Origin of the sequence: Dictyobacter arantiisoli (genome assembly GCF_008326305.1) — a bacterium.
Taxonomy (GTDB): Bacteria; Chloroflexota; Ktedonobacteria; order Ktedonobacterales; family Ktedonobacteraceae; genus Dictyobacter; species Dictyobacter arantiisoli.
In genome coordinates this window covers 29117-46786 of record NZ_BIXY01000009.1, presented here as the reverse complement: position 1 = coordinate 46786, position 17670 = coordinate 29117, and the positions used below count along the sequence as shown (strand labels likewise).

The following is a 17670-nucleotide window of genomic DNA, read 5'->3' as shown; positions in this document are numbered from 1 at the left end:
TGTGTGGCGAAGCTAAAAGCAATGGTCTACAAACTGAACAGATACCTTTAACTTCACGACAGAAATATCAGGCGCTGACCCAATATACACAACAGTACAGGTCATTCTAAAAACATCTACGTTTCTAACTGCTCACGGTTAAATTTCTGTCATGGACATATTTTGTACCTTGCTGCTGGAAGGATCCCCTCCAATCATATCTGCTACTATTTTACCTGAACTCATGACCCCGGGTAAACCCGCACCGGGATGAGTTCCAGCTCCCGCGAAATATAAGTTGGAAATATCTTCACTGACATTATGTGGTCGGAACCAGGCAGACTGCGTCAAAATGGGTTCAACCGAGAATGCACTCCCCAGATAGCTATTCAAGGTCCCCTGGAAGTGGAGTGGATCAATGGAATGCTCAGTCACAATGTGTTTAGAGAGATCGGGCATATAACGCTCTTCGAGATACTTCACAATAGAATCGCGATATGGTTTCGCCATCGTCCGCCAATCCGTCCCACTTCCCAGATGAGGAACAGGTGAAAGCACATACCACGCATCATGGCCCGCCGGAGCCAGAGATGGATCGGTTGCCGTGGGACGGTGAAGATACAACGAAAAGTCTTTTGCCAGCACTTTACGCTTGAAGATATCATTTAACAGCTCTTTATAACGCGATCCCATCAGAATCTCGTGGTGCGCAATATTTTCATACTTACGATCAGTTCCAAAGTAGAGTACAAAAAGCGACATAGAATATTGCTTACTCTTAATTTTACGATCTGTGCTTTTCTGACGAAAACACGCTGGAACCATATTCAAATACGTATACGCAACGTCCGCATTACTGACTACCGTTCGCGCCAGATAAAATGTGCCATCACCGACACGGACTCCCTCAGCACGCTTCGTTTGCTCATTAATCACAATTTCCGACACCTCTTGATTGAGCAGGAGGCGTCCACCCATATCCTCAAATAACTGTGCCAGTGCGCGCACCAGTGCGCCAGTTCCACCCATGGCAAACCAGACACCAAAACGCTGTTCCAGATGATGAATTAAAGCATATATCGAAGTACTTTGATAAGGATTTCCACCAATTAAGAGCGCATGGAAGCTGAAGACCTGTCGTAAACGCTCCTCTTTAATATATTGATTGACAAAGCTGGCTACCGATTTCTGAGCCTGCAAACGCACAAGATCTGGTAAGAACTTCGCCATAGAAGCAAAGGTTGTAAATGGCTGATCAATCAACTCAAAACCAACTTTATAAATCTCCTCGACGGCATGGGCAAAACGTAAATAGCCATCCACATCCTTAGAATCCGGACTGAACTCGCGAATCTGTCGCAGCACGTTCTCGCGGTCCGCATTATAATGAAAGATAGAACCATCCTCAAAACGAATATTATAGAAAGGATCAACCGGAACAAGTTTCACGTAATCCTCTGTCTTTTTGCCACACAACGCAAAAAGATCATGAATCAACCAGGGAGCTGTAATGATTGTTGGACCACCATCAAAAACAAAACCATCCTGCTCATAGACATAGGCCCGACCGCCCGGCTTATCACGCTTCTCAAGTAACGTCACATGATGTCCCTGCGCCTGTAAACGAATCGCCGCAGTCAACCCACCGAAACCACTTCCAATAACAACGATATCCATTATTCACCTCAAATAATTATAAATATAGCCCTGCCCCTGCATGGAAGCTATAAACTGTAGTTTTCACAGACAAAAATTGTTGACTGTATCATGTTATAAGAAAACAACACTTGCGGCACCTGCCCGGACACTTCCAGGTAGCAACGTAACACATGTATATTGTATATGCGTCCGATATGAAACGTTCCATCTCATCGATAAGTACACTATACAGACGCCCTCAGACTCTTAAGAGGGTACGCGGGACAGCAACGTTTTAAGGTGAAAAAATGACACTGACAGATAGTATATACTTAATGGATTGACCAACAAATTTGCTCAAGAACAGCACAATAGTGCGCACTACCAATCCTACTATACCTTGCGCCGTATGGTACAATGATACACATCTAGAGATATTGTAATAAATACACTAAGTCAGAGTGGAGCGCTACTGACAAAAGGGAGATTGTATGTACCGCCGAACCCCTAGCTTGCACCCAGGGTTAATGACAGATATGTACCATCCAGACTCAGCATATGTTTCATGGCGAACTGGACAAAACGGGCTTACGACATTTGATCTTTATACGAGAAAAGCCCCCTTTGGTGGTGCATATCTACTCGTGGCCGGTCTCGAGTCCGCTCTGGAATTCGCAAACACCTTTCATTATACTGCGGAAGAGTTGAATTTCCTGGCCCATATCCGTGATTATGATTCAGCATTTCTTGATGAACTCGCAAATTTACGTTTTACTGGCGAAATCTTAGCGGTCCCCGAGGGAAGTATAGTTTTTCCCAATGAGCCTATTTTGCGCGTTACAGCCCCATTTCGTGAGGCAATCCTGCTTGAGGCTGGTCTTCTGCAAGCCATAGGACTCTCGACATTAATTGCCACGAAAGCCTCACGCATCGTTTATGCAGCCAATCAGGGCCAACAACGCCGCGTTTCTGAATTTGCCTTCCGACGCGCCCAGGAACCCATGACAGTTGCCAGAGCCTCATATATTGGAGGCTGTTCCAGCACTTCTTTATTGAACGCCGCCTACGAATATCGCCTGCCTGCAACTGGTACGGTTCCTCACGCATTGATAGAAATGTATGCTACAGAGAAAGAGGCCTTTGAGGCCGTCGCTCAAGCCTATAATCGCTATACCCTGCTACTCGATACCTATGATGTGCGACGCGCTATCCATACGGCCATCGAAGTGGGCCTGCGCTCACAAGAATCATTAGGCCATACATTGGCCGCAGTACGCCTGGATAGTGGGGACCTGGTAGCCGATTCCAACTATATCCGTGAACAATTGGATCAAGCTGGATTACACTATGTACGCATCTTAGCCAGTGGCGATCTGGATGAATGGAAAATCCAGGAGATTCTGGAGGCGGGCGCCGCCATCGATTCTTTTGGCGTGGGAACAACCCTCGGCAGTGGAGCTGGCTCGGTTGAGCGTGGAATAGAAGGTGGCTCACTCGGAACCGTCTACAAAGAAACATGGTATGTTGACGAAGAGGGGAACGAACATCCAAAGATTAAGATCGCAGGAGAAAAGAGCACCTGGCCGGGCAAAAAAGAGATTTATCGCCATCCAGAATGGAGTAAAGATATTGTGCAACTTGCCAGTGAGCCACGCCCGGATAGCTATCATCGGCTCCTTAAGCCAGTCATGCGCAACGGAGAGATTATCCCTGGTAGCTTGCCTCCCCTGACAGAAATCCGCGAGCTGGCACAGTATAATCTGACGCTCTTACCAGAACGCTATCGTCAACTCACAGCAACAGAGCCTTATCCTGTCCATTTCAGTGCAGAACTGCAAGCACTGCGCAAGAAAGCTACCCATCAACAGTTGGGACGTACCCACGAAGATCAACCTTAACCACATTTCCATGGAACCTCAAAGTTGTTTCGATTCGAGTACAAGATAACTATAGGAAATTTGGTAGTAGTTACAGGATAAATGTGCCCGATAGCGGACATGCTTCGTTAGAACAATCGGGAACGAAAAATTTAGAGATAGGGCGATTTTTGTGTCAGATACAACTAGAGATATTTCAGAAATAAGCATGACATCTGAAATTCAGATAGATCGGATTGATCCAATGGAAGACAGCACCAGGATCATTTGGACTCCGGCATTCATGCTGCTCTTCGCAACACTGTTGGGCGCTGGATTAAGTATTGCCAGTCTGGTGACACATATCTGGTTCAATGGCCATCTGTATTCGGTTAATCACATTGGGATGGTGTATGGGATTGTATTGCTGGGGATATGGCTGATTGTGACCACCAAAGCACACGCTGCCTGGATACGTCTCGGTGCTCTATTTGGCTGTCTATGGGCACTTTTCACCATTGCACAGTACTGGACAGGACCACATGCTATAAATACGCAGGTCTCCAGTATGACCCAGTTACAGGCTGCTAGCAATAGTGCCATGCTCGCAAGCTCTCTCTGCCTCTCAGTAGGCCGTATACAACTACGCCGTTGGGATACATGGCTACTCTGGATACTCCCGGTCGCATTTTGTGCCTATCTGGGATATAGCTATCTTAAAGCACCCGTGGATACACGATCTTTGCTTCTGATCGAAGGGAAAATTGCCTCCCTCACCATCTATCTAACCATTATCATCTGGTGGTTCCGCCCTCAATGCTGGAGAGAACAACCTGGACCAGCTTCTTTGTTTGGCCTGGCTCCTATTATCCTTTTGCTCTTAAATAAAGTCGGAGCAATCAATAGCGAGGCGACTGTATTCTTCTTCCAGATCTTTTTCCTCTGCATCTTCTTAGGAACGGTGCGCATATTACAAGCAGAGCGACATACACAACCGCAAGCGTAAGCATGGGAAATGCCGCGTACTGTTGCGTACTTGCCCATGCCTGCGCAGGCTTAAGCACCGCTGTCATGACTAAATAGTGATACCGTGGATAGCCAGAATCACCAGCACAGCACTCAAACCATTATTCAACAGATGGAGCATAAAACCGGGCCAATAAGAACCAGTTACAAGACGAAGACCAGCCAGAGCCAGACCAATACAGACCAGGATAGGAAATGATCCAGGATCACCGTGTGCAACAGCAAAGATCAACGCGCTCATTACAACTGCTACCCCTAAGCGCATGCCGTTTTTTAATCCCATAAAAGTAAAGCTACGGAAGAAAATTTCTTCGCAAAAAGGAGCAATCAAAACTGCCACAAAAAGGGATACATAAGTTGTAATAGGTGCAATTTTTGCATTTTGCAAAATAACCTGATCATTGGTTTGCAAATGTAAATGAAAGGTTTGAATCAAAAAAGCATAACTCTGATTAAGGACGATAATAACCACCAGAGCAGCCAGTACCAATAAAACAGAGAAACCAACATTAAAACGTCTGAAGCCTAATAATTGCCAGACCGAACGCGAATCAGAGATGGGAGCCCGTTGCGAGCGGCGTGCGTAGAGGAACGGAGCAATCAAAAAGATACAATAGATTACAAGCGAGAAAATCAGTGAAGTGATGGCATTTGTCACATCGACCTGGGGGCTCAGTGGTTTAGCTGAAGCAGGATTGGTACTGGTAGTAAAAAGCGAATTCACAACAATGAAAGCAATCCAGGGGACCAGAGTAAAAAATACTCCATTAAAAGTTTGCTTGATGGTCCATGGAACGCTATCAAACTTCTGTTTAAGCAAGAGGTTACTCCAAATTTTTCATCTCCTAGTATACCATTACTACCCCCTTCTTGTCTGTAGTGACGCCACTATTGCCACGAAGCAGATATGGTATACTAGGTTTGTTTCTTAAGTACATTTTACCTCGCATGATAAAGGCAGTACACACCCACATTTAACCACCATTCTCTATTGGACGCAACCACCATTGACAGCATGATTGACAGCATAAGGGCTATTCTTGCTCCCTTTCTTGCTCCCTAAAGAGGATATCTAACTTGTCCGTTGCTTCTTGCTGCATTGATGGTAGAACATGAGAATAAGTATCCATTGTCATACTGATCTGACTATGCCCTAAACGCTCCTGCACTACCTTTGGATGTATTCCCAATGCAAGCAAAATAGTTGCAGCACTATGCCGCAAATCGTGAAAGCGCATATGTGGTATCTCTGCCTCTATGAGGACCTGGTTAAAAACCTTATACATCACAGTAAGGCTGAAGTAATTTCCATGCTTGTTACTGAATACCAGGTCATTATCTTGCCATTTAGACCCAGCTTTCAAACGTACTTCTAACTGCTTTGACCGATGCTGCTTGAGTAAGTCAATAACCAGCTGAGGAAGTGGTATTGCTCTATTCCCAGAAGAAGTTTTAGGATCATCTTCAACATAGCCATATCCAGTCACATAGGCAACGTTACGATGAATATTTAAACATCCGGTCGCAAAGTCTACATGCGCCCACCTTAGAGCTAACAACTCACCTCGCCTCATTCCCGTCATTAAAGCCAGCGTGATAAAAACTTCTAATTGACTCCCTTTAGATACCTCCATCAGTCTTTTTGCTTGTGCCATCGTAAGAGGATGAATATTGTGTTTGCTGTAACGAGGAATAGATACATCTGCACAAACATTGCGAGGTATAAGTTTCCAGCGTACGGCCTGGTTAAGAGCTTTACGGAGTACTGCATGTACCATTTTGATAGTTCGAGGTGAAATACCTTCTTTTACCAATTTGGCATAGAAGGTTTGAATGTGTTGGGCTGCCAGCTTCTGCAATGATAGATGCCCTAAAGCAGGGATAAGATTTTTATCAAGAACAACCTGATATCTTTTGTAAGTGCTTATGCGAAGCGTTACCTTATGAACATCCAACCATCTGGTTAGATAATCGCCTACTTTCTCTTTAGCACCAGTCGCCAACATCCCTTGTTTCTGATCTTGTAGCGCATTCTGCAGCTTCTCATATGCCTCTTGCTGTGTCTTGCCATACAGATATTTACGCTTACCAGTCTCCTCTACAATAAAGCTGCCTACCCATCTGCCATCATCCCTACGGTAGACAGAGCCAGCACCACGTATCCCGCGGTGCTTTGCTCTTGCTTTCTTTTTCTCTACCATGATCATCTCACTTTCACTATGCTAATTTTGTCGTCTTATGCTGTTCAATCCAATTTTTCAAGTCCAGTAGAGGAATGCGTGTTGAACTGCCAATTTTCGTTGTTGGTAGCCCTTCTCTTTTAATAAGATCGTATACTTTTGAACGTCCTAGACTGAGCAACGCCATTGTTTGTGTAATTGTAAGTTGTTGTAAATCGGTAGGTTGCAGAAGGGGAGTATAAACACTCTCATTCTGCTTTAATTGTTGATTCTTCTTTCGCGGCATATACATATCCTCTCTATCTGCAACACGTATAATTTTTCCTCGGTTCGACCGGTTTGAAACCTGCAAACCTGCGACCCGCTCCACAGGCGGCTTCACAGATAGGGCAAACCTGCAAGAAACCTGCAAATTGGCCTTTTTTTCTTTATAGTTGGTTAGGATTGGATCTCCTCTGAACGAATGCGTTCCCATAATTCCTGTGTGTCCAGGTGGTAGTAATACCGTAGAAAGTCGAAAAGAGAACCACCTTTTTGCCAGGTGTAGCAGTACCAACAATAGCCACCAGGTACACCAGGATTGTAGACTTTGAAGGATGCCTTTGTATCGGAGCCATTGGTGTGATGATCACCAAAAGGACATTGCCCAACACCATTGTTATTGAGCGAGACATAGCGACCAATCACCTCGTAGTGATCTTGTTCAGCATTCCATTGACGAATGGGTGATGGTCCTTGTGCCGCTCGTTGTGGGGGAGAGGAAAACAATGTGTGTGATGTCGAGGCGGCCGGTGCTGGTGTCGTTACCAGCTGGGGAACCTCCATCCGTTTGATTGAGGAGAACCAGGCTATCCGTTGCTCATCCGTCAGAGTCAACGCGACCAGGCCGGTTGAACCACGTTCCACAAATGGGTAGCGTTGTCCACTCTTGCGATGCACACCTAAGGGGAGCCGGATCAGCGAGCCGTAACCTTTGCCTTCATCTTGTTTCGGGTAGAACTCCATGTCGGATGGACAATAGCGCAAGAGCCAGGCGCGCACCTGTGAGGCCGGAACCGGATCAGTGAAGAACACCCAGAGATGACCGCCACGCCTGGAGCGTTCCACAGAGGAGACAATCCCGTGTGTCGCCAGCTGCTCCTGGATGCTCCAGAGTCGGTCTAAACCATCATCGGTATCAGCATCGATCACGGCAAAGCGACAGCGGCCTGCAGCATCCATGATATAGGTGCCATAAGTACGGACTCCAAGCAGATGATCATGGATATCATGCTTTGTCAGGGGTTGCTTTGCCCGCCGGTAGCGGCCGTTACTCAGTTGGATCGCATAGTCATCGTGACGGCCCACAAACAAATCCATATAGGTGGAGAGGTAGGTTGTGATTGCCATAGTTACCTTCTTTCTCTTTGTGGTGAATGCGTTGCAGGTTTGCAGGTTTGCAGGTTTGAAATTGATCAGAGTGAGGTTGCATATTCCAAAAAAATACCCTCTCGTTTCGCTTCTCAAGCGCTCGGAGAGGGTATTTATTCGTACTTTTTCTTTCTTTTAGGGGATAGAAGCCTGTGAAACCTGCAAACCTGCGTTTTTTTCTTTTTTTGGGAAGAAGGAAAACAATTGTTGTGCACACCCACATCGTTTTCCTTCAAAAATCACGCGATAGCGTGTGCCTTTCCTTTCAGGTGTCCGTGTGTTTCTACATTACCGTTTCAACAGTCTCAGGGAGGGCAACGGACCAGTAAACAGCGCCGCTTCTTTTATCAGGTTCGCCTTTGACCAGGTGAATCCCTGTATCATCAAACTGTGTTCCAACCCGATAGGAAAGGGCTTTGCCTAAGCGCCGCTTAAAGTCTCCTTTGTGGATGTCTGTCAGATCGTCTGGTAACGCATTGTAGAGATCAGCGAGTGTATTGTTTTCCTCTTCATCGCTCACTGATCCTGCCTTCAGGTCCTTTGCCAGCAGGGAAGATAATAATTGATTGCTCTTGTAGTGTGCCTGCCAGGCATGAAGGAAGGCCGCCCACTGTAAGGCGTCGTCATCTTGCTGTAACGCTTGCGTATTCTCTAAGAAGCCTTCGACAAAGCAGCGCTCTAGAATGCCGCCAATGGTATTGACCCAGGATTGAAAGCTACCCATCTTGATGGCGACATTCGTTGGTGGTTGGCCTGCATCATACCAGGCGCGCACGAGTGTGAGGAGCGCGGCAATTAATGCGCCGCGGTGCTCAGGGACCCATGTTTCCAGGTCATGCTTGAAACCGCCACGTGTCCAGGGTTTGGCGGTTCGGGCATCCATGCGTATCCAGTAGCACCGCCGGGGAAGGTCTCCACCGACCTGGATATTATTTCCTGTTGCCATCCAGGTAGCCCGCTGCGCATAGACACCGTTGCGACTCTCCCCCAGGATACGCTCCTTGACGGTGTGGGATGTTAAAGCAGAGTCCAGACTTGCTGCCTGGAGCCGCGCTTTGATGTTATCAATGGTGATAATCGTTGCCCCTTCTGCCAGGGTAGAGGCAATGCGCTTGCGCCACTCATCATCATCATAGGGAGCCGTCATCATCGTAGCTTTGCGGCCGGTTGCAATCAAAGCCACGGTTTCTGCTAATAAGCTTTTGCCAGTGCCTGGCCGGGTCGCATCGATAAGGGCAAGCGGGACATGCCCATCAATGGCTTGACGGATGAGCGGGGTAAGTAAGAGGGCAATCGTGTTGGCCTGACTGGCCTGGTTCTCATAGGGGAACTGACCAATTACTTCATCGATCAAGGCAAGGGCTGCAATAATGTCTTCATCCGTTGGATGTTCAGGAATGGGTGGTACCTGAAGCGTGGGCACAGGAGCGTAGTACAGTCGTGTCATTGCGTCATAGCCTGCTGTGGTAATGAGAGTTCCATCTGGACGGATGACCGGGAACTCCACAATGCTATCCAGTGGTGGGAACGGCCAACTGCCCAGGGTCAGGATGTCTTTTACCATGGCATCAGGTGGTGGGCAATGCGTCGCGCCTTTGACTGTGACCTTGACAAAGTTCATAGTTCGTGCGAGCATGCCCTTTAAGGTGGTTTCCGTGAGTGTATAAAGTACAGCGTAACTCCTATTTTGTCTAGATCACAACCCTCTTATAGAGAGGCTTTAGCCCATATCTACGCCTCTAAAGCCTCTAAATGACAGTTAGTTTGACAGTTTAATCTCCTGAAAGTGGCTCTTTCAGGAGTCGATTCATCTTTTCGGCGGCTTGTGTTTGCATCTCAGGAAGGACATGTGAATACACGTTAGCAGTCATATCCATATTGCTATGCCCTAGTATTTCCTGTATCACTTTGAGATCTATACCCATACTCCGCATCAGCGTTGAGGCAGTATGTCGTAGGTCATGGATATGGATACGTGGGAGATTGGCTTTTTCGAGTAGAAGGTAAAACGATTTTCGGGCATTCGCGTGATTAAGAAACCCTCCGTTTCGGGTATTGCAACACACTAGACCTATGTCATTCCATTCCCCTCTGGCTTTTAATCGCATCTCTTTTTGACGGGATTGATACCGCTTGAGTTCATCGCAAAGTTTGTGCGAAATGGGGATAATACGCTCTCCTGCCTCAGTCTTTGGGTCCCCTTCGATAAACCTGCCCTTTCCCCAATACCTGCCGGTACGATGAACATAGATACTGGCATTTTCAAAATTGATATCCTCCCAGCGTAAAGTCACAAGCTCACCATGTCTCATACCTGTGAAGAGTGCCAATGTGATCAACATTTCTAAGTGGCTTCCTTGAGCCGCCTGGATTAAGTGTCTTGACTGCTCAAGTGTGAACGGTTTCACCTTCCGCTTCGTGCGTTTCGGAAGCACAATGTTGTCGCTTGGATTATAGGCAATTAGGCGGACTTGGGTGGCATATTTTAATGCTTGATGTAATACTGTATGCATTATGTGAACCGACCCGGAAGATGGATGCTCTTTTGTCTTATTCTGATGCTCTTTTGCCTTGTTGTTATAGAAAGCTTGGATGGTTTGCGTGGTCAATTTGTGCAGAGGGATATTCCCTAGTTTGGGATTAATATGCGTGTCTATCATGATTCGGTAACTTTGATAGGTGGATTCTCGTAGCTTCTGACGTTTGACCTCTTCGAGCCAATAGTTGAGATGATCTCCTAGTTTTTGCTTTGGACCAGTGGCGAGAATGCCTTGCCTCTGCTCTTGTAGGGCCTTCTGTAGCTTCTCGTTGGCCTCTTTCTCTGTGGCTGCATAGAGTTGTTTCGTCTTCCCGGTTCCTTCGACGAGAAATTGTGCAACCCATCGCCCATCTTTACGCTGGAAGACGGAGCCATTGCCCTTGATCCCCTTTTTTCTTTGCCGTGGCATCGTAGTTTCTCCTTATTTCAAGCCTCAATGCTAACTTTAGTATCGTTCGGAGAGGTGCAAGAAGTGCCTCTTCTCGTTTCTCATAGGAAAAACTACTTGCACGTTACTTAAGGGCTTCTATGAGGCTTACAATAGTAAATTTGATAGTTAATAGGCATATTGATAGCAGTGCCTCAAAAAGAGATAAAGCAAAAGCCTCATGCCGCAAGGGGTGACACGAGGCTTTTCAGTAAAGTGCAACCGCTCTTACTCTCTTTTTGTCGTTTTACGCTGCTCAATCCATGTCTTTAGTTCCGCAAGGGGTATCCGCGTTGAGCCCCCGATCTTTGCCGTAGGCAGTGCCTCGCGATTGATGAGGTCATATACCTTTGTGCGGCCGAGGTTGAGGAGCTTCATTGTCTGTGTGATTGATAATAATTGAAGATCGGAAGGTGAGAGTGTAATTGCCTCTTGTAATTTGGACGGATTTCGTTTCTTTTCTCGTGTCGTCATGGCTGTATCCTCTCTTTTCAACTCAGTACTGGAAGATTATTCATTGCCTTTGATAGATCTAGACATAATTTGCACATGCAGAGGTATGCAAGGAATGAAGCACACCCAGATATGCAGAATATTGTCAGAGCGTTTCAAAAAGGCCCCAACCCACAAATCTACGATTTTGAATTCGAACTGCGCTTTCAATGCATGTCCTCCTCACGAGCACACTTCACTAAAGGTGATGCATACAATGGATCATTGCGAACACTTCAGGAGCGTGTATAGCCCTTCACTACTACCCTCTACGTGCACATAAAGTACAGAAAGCTCTCTGCAAAGGCTACAAGGGCTGACGGTGTTATCTAGGTTCTCGACCACTTTTCAAACAAAGACTTTTTAAACAAGGATAGAGCGCGTCGATTCTCTCTTTTCACTGCTTCCATGCATCTCGGATTTGTACAGGAAACAAAGTTTCCCGCGAGATCGTTTGGGTTTCCTACGTGATGAGAACAAATGGCCTGACCACAACATCTACAGGTTGTTACCCAACGAACCAACGTATTGCCACAAATGTAACATTTGTACTCTTTTTTTTCACCAGACATTGTTCACCTCGCAAAAGAAAAGTCCCTACAGCAGCTGCTATAAGGGTTGATTATGTTTTCATGATAGCTATCAACGTCGAGGTCTTCTATCGTAGTGATCATCATCTAGATAGCGAGTAGGACCCTGCGGATATGTCAAAGGCTGCGGTTGTGCCGCTTTCTCATGTCGTTGAAGCAATGATGAACCAACATACGTCCCAATAATTAGACCCGCGATCACACCGACAAGACAAGCAATAATCAACCATGGCAGCATTTGGGAAAACATTACAACTCCTTGTCTACTGCTGATTCTATTGAACTCATTCATGATCGTCGTTTAAATCTGCGCCGATCCAAAACCAACATATAACCAGTCTCTTGGATCGACCGACTATCGGGATTGTTTGATTTCCACTGGTCGGTCAATGAGTGCCCATGTGACCCATATTGCAAAAAATATCAGGGCAAAAATAACGCAAATTGTTCCCATAATCACGCCTGTACTATCTTTATGTCCAAATGCATACCAGGACGCACAAATGAAGAAGAGTATAGCGAATGGACATATGATAGTGCGAGCACGTGCGTTCGATCTTCTAACCTGATCTTCTATCGGTTTGTATTTCTTCTCGATCTCATTGAGATTATGGAGAAGCACTCGTGCAGATTGCTCTTCATAGTCCTCTCGCGCCCCTTTCGATATGCGTCTAGACATCGCGCGATCAAGGATAGGGCTAGGTTCTAAATTAGCCTTCTGTAAACCATCCGCATAGGTTTTTACAGCTCGCTCCAGGTAATTGTTAAAATGCTCTTGTGGGTCTGGATACTGTTTCACTTGGTGGATCTCACTTTCTTTCTTTATCAGGTCCGACTATCGGGCCTCTGCTGCACACAGGATGACCCATGTGCAGTGACGACCGACACTCTTTAATGCAGGTGAGCTTGCGATGCACTGGCCACCGCCTCGCAGATCCAACGTTCGATCATGGATACCTTGATCTGACCCGATGCCATGTACTGTGAGAGTGAAGTATGGGCGAGATAGGCGACGGCGCGCTGCTCGTCTTTAGCCACCTCTAAGAGCTTGCCTTGCGCTGCCTGGTCTTCGACATACTCTTGTGTGGCAGTACGTGCCATATAGATTGCTATATTGCCAGCGTCAAATGGATGTGTCGTTTTCATCGAGTGTCCTTGCCTTTCTTTCTGCCTTGTGCTAGGTTGATTTGATCAAACATAATATTTTGCATCCTCCAGATCGATATCCAGTGTGACAGGAAAGAACCCGAGCTTACCCTTGCAAGGGATAGGCTCTTTCAGTGCATGGATGTTCGTGAAGAGAAATCCATAATTCCCCACAAACCACTTGTCAGTACTCCACAGAAGACAGTCGGTAAGCTTTGCGACACCTACAAGAGTGCCCAGGGCGTAGTCTTCTTTGTTTTGCCCGGTGACTTCGTGTAAGCGCGGAAACACACAATTCCAATGAGGCAATGCCATGTCCTCAAAAGTTTTTGATGCGTGAATGAGGACGAGCCCGCGATATGACGTAGGCCAGTCACGGTTTTCAATATCCTTCACTGGAACCTCAACTGATTGAAGTTTTTCAGGATTGCAGATCCAATCTGCATAAGGCTGTCGAACGGATAAAGCTCTATATGTTGGCATGTTATTTGCCTTTCTTTGGTTGCAGTGCAGTCTGATCTACTGTCTGAAGCCAGCCTGAAATGGTGTATCCTGATTGTCGAAGTTGCTGTATCTTGGCCGATGCCTCCTCGTCGGTATTGGCCTCGGTCTCATATTCTTGCGGTGTGGTGTAAAGCTCGTCCTGGCGGTAAGATGTGATCTTATGTTTCATCAGATCACCACCTTTCCCGATCTCCAGGCGTCAATGGAGTAGATCAAGGCGTTAATATACGCTTGCTCATCATTGTTATCGGCCGTAGGCGCATAGACGGGGATAATCTGCTGTATCGTCGTGAGGCCAGCACCTTTATAGACAGGGCCGGTCAGTAAATCAAACCAGTGCTGATAGCCATCTTGCCAGCTGGTGAACTGTGCGTATCCGCCCCTACTCTGATCAATACAAGGCCGGTCAGTGATGCAGCGCTCATTGCCTAATGCTAGTGTTGCGGTGGCCTCACCTTGCGTCCCTAGAATGCTCTCATGCATGAAGAAGGCTACCGGGACAACGGGGTCTATGCCATATTGCAGAGCAGAGTTGTAGAGATACGATCCTGTACCTGCCGCGGGGGAGTGGTAGGCAGCAAGGATCTTGTCGATCTGGCTGGTACTAATAGTAGGTGATCCGTAAATAGACATTGTGCCCGCCGATGTAACATTCTGCTGTGATGATGTCTGTACTGCTTGAGCAGGATGCGCAGTAGGCTTCGTAGTATTTAGCATGCTATATGCGACGACGCATAGGATGACCACAACAACAATCCAAGCTAGACCAAAGTTTGAAGAAGATGTCGCAACCTTCTCTTTGATTTCCATGCCAGTACTCCTTTACCAGGAGTCCAGGTCGCATCGCTATGGTATACTAAGCATAGCTACGCCTGGTACTCCATATCGTGTGTAGTCGTTGGCGGCGCTCGCCTCGAAAACTAGCGCCGCTAACTCAAAAGAACTATTTCGATGCTCCCAAGATGAGCATGAGCAAGAATACAACCAACCCCGCGAGAAAAACACATCCCTGGATAACACCGATAAAACCATAGTGATCGAAACTGTAGATAGCCATTGTGAAGACCAGCGCGGCGATTGGTCCGCGCGTCCATAATCGAAACTTCTGTGACTTGTTCCTCTTGTGGTATTCTTTCTTTAGATGCCCGGCCAGGACTGCCTAGAACTAAGCCAAGCATCGAATGTTTCAATGTGGTGGCTCGCAAGAGCTACCATTTTTTATGTGTCGTCGCGAACGTATCCACGAGCAGTCATAAACGTGCTGTACTCTTCATCGGTCATATTAGTAGCGAAACCACCGCCAGTGCTCCAAGCAGAGAAGCCAGCAGCACGCATGTCAGTAACCATGCTGGATACGCTGTCAACCTGCACAAATGAGCCCGCCTCCGAGCATGATAGGCAATGAACGCCATCTGGTGAGAAGTCCAGAGGACCCCCGCAAGTGCAATAATCCATATCGATATCCTTTCAAAAACTATTTGTCCTCGCCGTCGTAGGTGCCAGCGTGCTTTTCGCGGCACTTCCAACACATGCCATCTCATTCCTTGCCTTGTTCTTCGTTGAGCGCATCATTGCACTCTCCACAGAAAGGTTAGTCGCAGCTGGCGCAGGTGGTTGGCGGCCAACCTTAGCAGTTAACACACGTTTGTTTGTCCATTAATTGATCCCTTCAGTGGCCCGCCACTGGTTCAACCGTTCTTTATCCTGAAATTGGCGCGCCAGTCTTAACAAATCCAATGGTACCGTGAAGGGCTCAACTTCAATACGAACTTCTTCGCCCCGGTCCAGTGCAGCTTGTGCATCTTCGAAATTTTTATAGATGGGCGTATCCTTCTCCATGAGTTGCCTTTCTGATATTTTTAGATGATGAACACACAGGCGACGACGAGCAGGATAGCCACGGCATAGCTAGCGGCGCGCGCTCCGCCATGCTTCGTGCTGAATGACGCCAGCAGAATCCCACCGGCGATCAGGAAGAGAATAATAGGTAAGTAGGTCAGGTGGTGGAAGTTCGCGTACATGGCGTGCTCAAATCCAATCATGGTCTGCGCGAATGCGTTGTGAGCAGCGGATACTGTGCTCTTTGGAAATGTCTGTTTCATAGGATTATCCCCTTCTTGTTTCTGTAAATTTGGCCTGCCAATATGATTGTCGATAGTATGTGATCCAATTAGATGCGCGTCGCTAAGACGATAAGAGTGGTCATGGCGACAACGATAAGCACGACGACGATGCAAAAGAGTAAGAATTTCATGTGCAGCTCTTTCTAAATGTGCGTGGTGATCAGAAGAATGCTGACAGCAGTAATCAGGATGCAGAGCACTACGAGAATGAAGTACAGTGCGAACTGTGCCGGATGGACTGGCTTCAGTTTTATCTCACTCAAGCCACGCCCTTGCGTTTTATGCAGTGTTGCCAAATGCGTAACCCCTATCCTGTTGAAATTTCGGCTATTCGCAAAAGTGCGTGGAATCGTGTAAAACTTTCACACATCACGCCGTAACATTTGCTACAATTATTCTGGTTCGCACTCGCATACGTAACCAGTGAATATGCTGAAAAGGATGGGGCACTCGCAGTCAGGACAGACAGGCGGGGATACTTGATAATTGGCTCCGCTGTGATTGCGTTGTGCATGTCGCTGTAATTTCTTCTGAATGGACATTGCTTCAAATGGCGATCCGTGTTGATAGACTGGCTGATTGCCGTTCTTGATAACTTGGTAGGTTCCGTTCATTTTTCGTATCCTCCGTTACAAATTAGCGTGTGAACATCTTGTATAATTCCCACGCACTTTTGCGAATAGCCGAAATTTCAGAGGCTAAAACGGATGCTCATCTAAGTCGTCATCATTATTGTCAATATCCACCGGGGGAGTTGTTGCCGGTTGCGCCGTTGTGACCGCATTCGCGATGGCATGTATGAGTGCAATCTGCCCTTTCGCTCGGTCAATCGATATCTGGCCGGGCTGTGCAGGCAATGGCTTTCCAATTTGCTGGCAGACAGTTTCTAACCGTGGATACCGCTGCGTAACGAAGTAGCGCGTAGCCTGTAGCATCAAGTCTTCCCCAATAAAGTGGGTTGGCTCAATTTCGAGGCGAGCTGCTGCCTCTTGAAGTTTCTCAGTATCAAAATCGAGATTGTATGACAAGACATATTTCCCTGTGAGTACCTCTTGCAGCTGCCCTAGCACAGAGATGATATCTTGGCCTTTCGACTGGAGATCTTGATTCGTAATCCCTGTGATACGCTCAATATTTTGAGGAATGGGGTTAGAGGTCCTTGCAAAGAGATCGAGAAGACATGCGCCGACGCCGTCCAATACGGTCACTCGGATGATCTTTGCTTCTTGATAAAGTCCCGTTGTATCCAGCTCTAAGAAAACGAGATTGGGCATGCAAAGCACCGTTTGTGCCCAGCGTACGACATCTAGTGGTGGAAGGTCTGAGAGGCGACGCTGCTTGCGACGTAGGCTATAGGTAGTCTCCTCAATGCTTCCAATACATGTATCTAGTCGAGCACGCGCTTTCAACGATGCCAGTAACTCTTCTACTCCACCCGCACCTCGATATGAGATCTCTCGATCAAGCATACTATCCACTTCTGCTACAGCTTTGTTTAGATCCATGCGTTTCTCCTTTAGTTTTCTGTTTATAAGTATTCGTATGTAGATAAACTCCTTCATAATTACCCTTGATATGCACATAAATAAAAAAGCATCTTTCCCAGTCAATATGAATAATGGAAAAGATGCTTTTATCCTGTATCTAGCGTGATACTGCGAGCAATAGCTTTCGTTTTCAAGGTCATTTGTTGTTTCTTGACTTCAAGCTGTATATCTGTATACTTAAATATATACAATATTGCCACTCTAATGATATAT

Annotated in this window: 21 protein-coding genes; 2 read left to right on the top strand and 19 right to left on the bottom strand. The window is 46.7% G+C overall.

Annotated elements, in window-relative coordinates:
• Positions 1-138: 138 nt before the first annotated feature.
• Positions 139-1656, bottom strand: a complete 1518-nt coding sequence (locus F1593_RS04670) for a phytoene desaturase (RefSeq protein ID WP_149400386.1) — start codon at positions 1654-1656, stop codon at positions 139-141.
• Positions 1657-2108: 452 nt separating this feature from the next.
• On the opposite strand from F1593_RS04670, the gene F1593_RS04665 reads away from it, so the two are divergent.
• Both F1593_RS04665 and F1593_RS04660 read left to right on the top strand, forming a co-directional pair.
• Positions 2109-3515 (top strand): nicotinate phosphoribosyltransferase, encoded by a 1407-nt coding sequence (locus tag F1593_RS04665; RefSeq protein ID WP_149400385.1) that lies wholly within the window; start codon positions 2109-2111, stop codon positions 3513-3515.
• 187 nt (positions 3516-3702) lie between these two features.
• Positions 3703-4479, top strand: coding sequence for a hypothetical protein (locus F1593_RS04660; RefSeq protein ID WP_149400384.1), 777 nt, complete (start codon positions 3703-3705; stop codon positions 4477-4479).
• Positions 4480-4548: 69 nt separating this feature from the next.
• Here the strand turns inward: F1593_RS04660 and F1593_RS04655 are convergent, their stop codons facing one another.
• The 18 genes from F1593_RS04655 to F1593_RS04575 all read right to left on the bottom strand — a co-directional run bounded on the left by F1593_RS04655 (position 4549) and on the right by F1593_RS04575 (position 17415).
• On the bottom strand, positions 4549-5319 hold the full coding sequence (locus F1593_RS04655; RefSeq protein ID WP_172631858.1) for a CPBP family intramembrane glutamic endopeptidase: 771 nt from the start codon (positions 5317-5319) through the stop codon (positions 4549-4551).
• Between the two features lie 214 nt (positions 5320-5533).
• Entirely contained in the window at positions 5534-6700 is a 1167-nt protein-coding gene (locus F1593_RS04650) for a site-specific integrase (RefSeq protein ID WP_172631857.1), read from the bottom strand.
• A gap of 16 nt (positions 6701-6716) precedes the next feature.
• Positions 6717-7154, bottom strand: coding sequence for a helix-turn-helix domain-containing protein (locus F1593_RS28870; protein WP_216368777.1), 438 nt, complete (start codon positions 7152-7154; stop codon positions 6717-6719).
• A complete protein-coding gene (locus F1593_RS04640; RefSeq protein WP_149400381.1) occupies positions 7118-8068 on the bottom strand; it encodes a TOTE conflict system archaeo-eukaryotic primase domain-containing protein in 951 nt (316 codons plus the stop codon). Before F1593_RS04640 ends, F1593_RS28870 begins: the two co-directional genes overlap by 37 nt.
• A 304-nt stretch (positions 8069-8372) precedes the next feature.
• Positions 8373-9710: a hypothetical protein gene (locus tag F1593_RS04635; protein ID WP_235932487.1), complete on the bottom strand. Its 1338-nt coding sequence runs from the start codon at positions 9708-9710 to the stop codon at positions 8373-8375.
• 151 nt (positions 9711-9861) lie between these two features.
• Entirely contained in the window at positions 9862-11037 is a 1176-nt protein-coding gene (locus F1593_RS04630) for a tyrosine-type recombinase/integrase (protein ID WP_149400380.1), read from the bottom strand.
• 246 nt (positions 11038-11283) lie between these two features.
• Positions 11284-11529: a helix-turn-helix domain-containing protein gene (locus F1593_RS04625; protein ID WP_149400379.1), complete on the bottom strand. Its 246-nt coding sequence runs from the start codon at positions 11527-11529 to the stop codon at positions 11284-11286.
• Between the two features lie 660 nt (positions 11530-12189).
• Positions 12190-12387, bottom strand: a complete 198-nt coding sequence (locus F1593_RS04620) for an MptD family putative ECF transporter S component (protein ID WP_149400378.1) — start codon at positions 12385-12387, stop codon at positions 12190-12192.
• Positions 12388-13028: 641 nt separating this feature from the next.
• Complete coding sequence (locus F1593_RS04615; protein ID WP_149400377.1) at positions 13029-13283, bottom strand: hypothetical protein; 255 nt, start codon at positions 13281-13283, stop codon at positions 13029-13031.
• A gap of 45 nt (positions 13284-13328) precedes the next feature.
• Positions 13329-13766, bottom strand: a complete 438-nt coding sequence (locus F1593_RS04610) for an ASCH domain-containing protein (RefSeq protein ID WP_149400376.1) — start codon at positions 13764-13766, stop codon at positions 13329-13331.
• A gap of 1 nt (position 13767) precedes the next feature.
• Positions 13768-13956 carry a hypothetical protein gene (locus tag F1593_RS04605; RefSeq protein ID WP_149400375.1) on the bottom strand — a complete coding sequence of 63 codons (189 nt, stop codon included), beginning with the start codon at positions 13954-13956 and terminating at the stop codon, positions 13768-13770.
• Positions 13956-14597 carry a glucosaminidase domain-containing protein gene (locus F1593_RS04600; protein ID WP_149400374.1) on the bottom strand — a complete coding sequence of 214 codons (642 nt, stop codon included), beginning with the start codon at positions 14595-14597 and terminating at the stop codon, positions 13956-13958. The genes F1593_RS04605 and F1593_RS04600 overlap by 1 nt, the downstream gene beginning before the upstream one ends.
• A 408-nt stretch (positions 14598-15005) precedes the next feature.
• Positions 15006-15242 (bottom strand): hypothetical protein, encoded by a 237-nt coding sequence (locus tag F1593_RS04595; RefSeq protein ID WP_149400373.1) that lies wholly within the window; start codon positions 15240-15242, stop codon positions 15006-15008.
• Between the two features lie 201 nt (positions 15243-15443).
• Positions 15444-15626 (bottom strand): hypothetical protein, encoded by a 183-nt coding sequence (locus tag F1593_RS04590; RefSeq protein ID WP_149400372.1) that lies wholly within the window; start codon positions 15624-15626, stop codon positions 15444-15446.
• A 20-nt stretch (positions 15627-15646) separates the two neighbouring features.
• Complete coding sequence (locus tag F1593_RS04585; protein ID WP_149400371.1) at positions 15647-15889, bottom strand: hypothetical protein; 243 nt, start codon at positions 15887-15889, stop codon at positions 15647-15649.
• 164 nt (positions 15890-16053) lie between these two features.
• Positions 16054-16206: a hypothetical protein gene (locus tag F1593_RS28180; RefSeq protein ID WP_172631856.1), complete on the bottom strand. Its 153-nt coding sequence runs from the start codon at positions 16204-16206 to the stop codon at positions 16054-16056.
• A 96-nt stretch (positions 16207-16302) separates the two neighbouring features.
• Entirely contained in the window at positions 16303-16524 is a 222-nt protein-coding gene (locus F1593_RS04580; protein ID WP_149400370.1) for a hypothetical protein, read from the bottom strand.
• 84 nt (positions 16525-16608) lie between these two features.
• Positions 16609-17415 (bottom strand): 3'-5' exonuclease, encoded by an 807-nt coding sequence (locus F1593_RS04575; protein ID WP_149400369.1) that lies wholly within the window; start codon positions 17413-17415, stop codon positions 16609-16611.
• Positions 17416-17670: the final 255 nt, after the last annotated feature.

Coding starts and splice junctions, on each gene's coding strand:
- F1593_RS04670 (WP_149400386.1), bottom strand. CDS start 1,656: ATGGATATCGTTGTTATTGGAAGTGGTTTCGGTGGGTTGACTGCGGCG.
- F1593_RS04665 (WP_149400385.1), top strand. CDS start 2,109: ATGTACCGCCGAACCCCTAGCTTGCACCCAGGGTTAATGACAGATATG.
- F1593_RS04660 (WP_149400384.1), top strand. CDS start 3,703: ATGACATCTGAAATTCAGATAGATCGGATTGATCCAATGGAAGACAGC.
- F1593_RS04650 (WP_172631857.1), bottom strand. CDS start 6,700: ATGGTAGAGAAAAAGAAAGCAAGAGCAAAGCACCGCGGGATACGTGGT.
- F1593_RS28870 (WP_216368777.1), bottom strand. CDS start 7,154: ATGGGAACGCATTCGTTCAGAGGAGATCCAATCCTAACCAACTATAAA.
- F1593_RS04640 (WP_149400381.1), bottom strand. CDS start 8,068: ATGGCAATCACAACCTACCTCTCCACCTATATGGATTTGTTTGTGGGC.
- F1593_RS04635 (WP_235932487.1), bottom strand. CDS start 9,710: ATGAACTTTGTCAAGGTCACAGTCAAAGGCGCGACGCATTGCCCACCA.
- F1593_RS04630 (WP_149400380.1), bottom strand. CDS start 11,037: ATGCCACGGCAAAGAAAAAAGGGGATCAAGGGCAATGGCTCCGTCTTC.
- F1593_RS04625 (WP_149400379.1), bottom strand. CDS start 11,529: ATGACGACACGAGAAAAGAAACGAAATCCGTCCAAATTACAAGAGGCA.
- F1593_RS04620 (WP_149400378.1), bottom strand. CDS start 12,387: ATGTTTTCCCAAATGCTGCCATGGTTGATTATTGCTTGTCTTGTCGGT.
- F1593_RS04615 (WP_149400377.1), bottom strand. CDS start 13,283: ATGAAAACGACACATCCATTTGACGCTGGCAATATAGCAATCTATATG.
- F1593_RS04610 (WP_149400376.1), bottom strand. CDS start 13,766: ATGCCAACATATAGAGCTTTATCCGTTCGACAGCCTTATGCAGATTGG.
- F1593_RS04605 (WP_149400375.1), bottom strand. CDS start 13,956: ATGAAACATAAGATCACATCTTACCGCCAGGACGAGCTTTACACCACA.
- F1593_RS04600 (WP_149400374.1), bottom strand. CDS start 14,597: ATGGAAATCAAAGAGAAGGTTGCGACATCTTCTTCAAACTTTGGTCTA.
- F1593_RS04595 (WP_149400373.1), bottom strand. CDS start 15,242: ATGGATTATTGCACTTGCGGGGGTCCTCTGGACTTCTCACCAGATGGC.
- F1593_RS04590 (WP_149400372.1), bottom strand. CDS start 15,626: ATGGAGAAGGATACGCCCATCTATAAAAATTTCGAAGATGCACAAGCT.
- F1593_RS04585 (WP_149400371.1), bottom strand. CDS start 15,889: ATGAAACAGACATTTCCAAAGAGCACAGTATCCGCTGCTCACAACGCA.
- F1593_RS04580 (WP_149400370.1), bottom strand. CDS start 16,524: ATGAACGGAACCTACCAAGTTATCAAGAACGGCAATCAGCCAGTCTAT.
- F1593_RS04575 (WP_149400369.1), bottom strand. CDS start 17,415: ATGGATCTAAACAAAGCTGTAGCAGAAGTGGATAGTATGCTTGATCGA.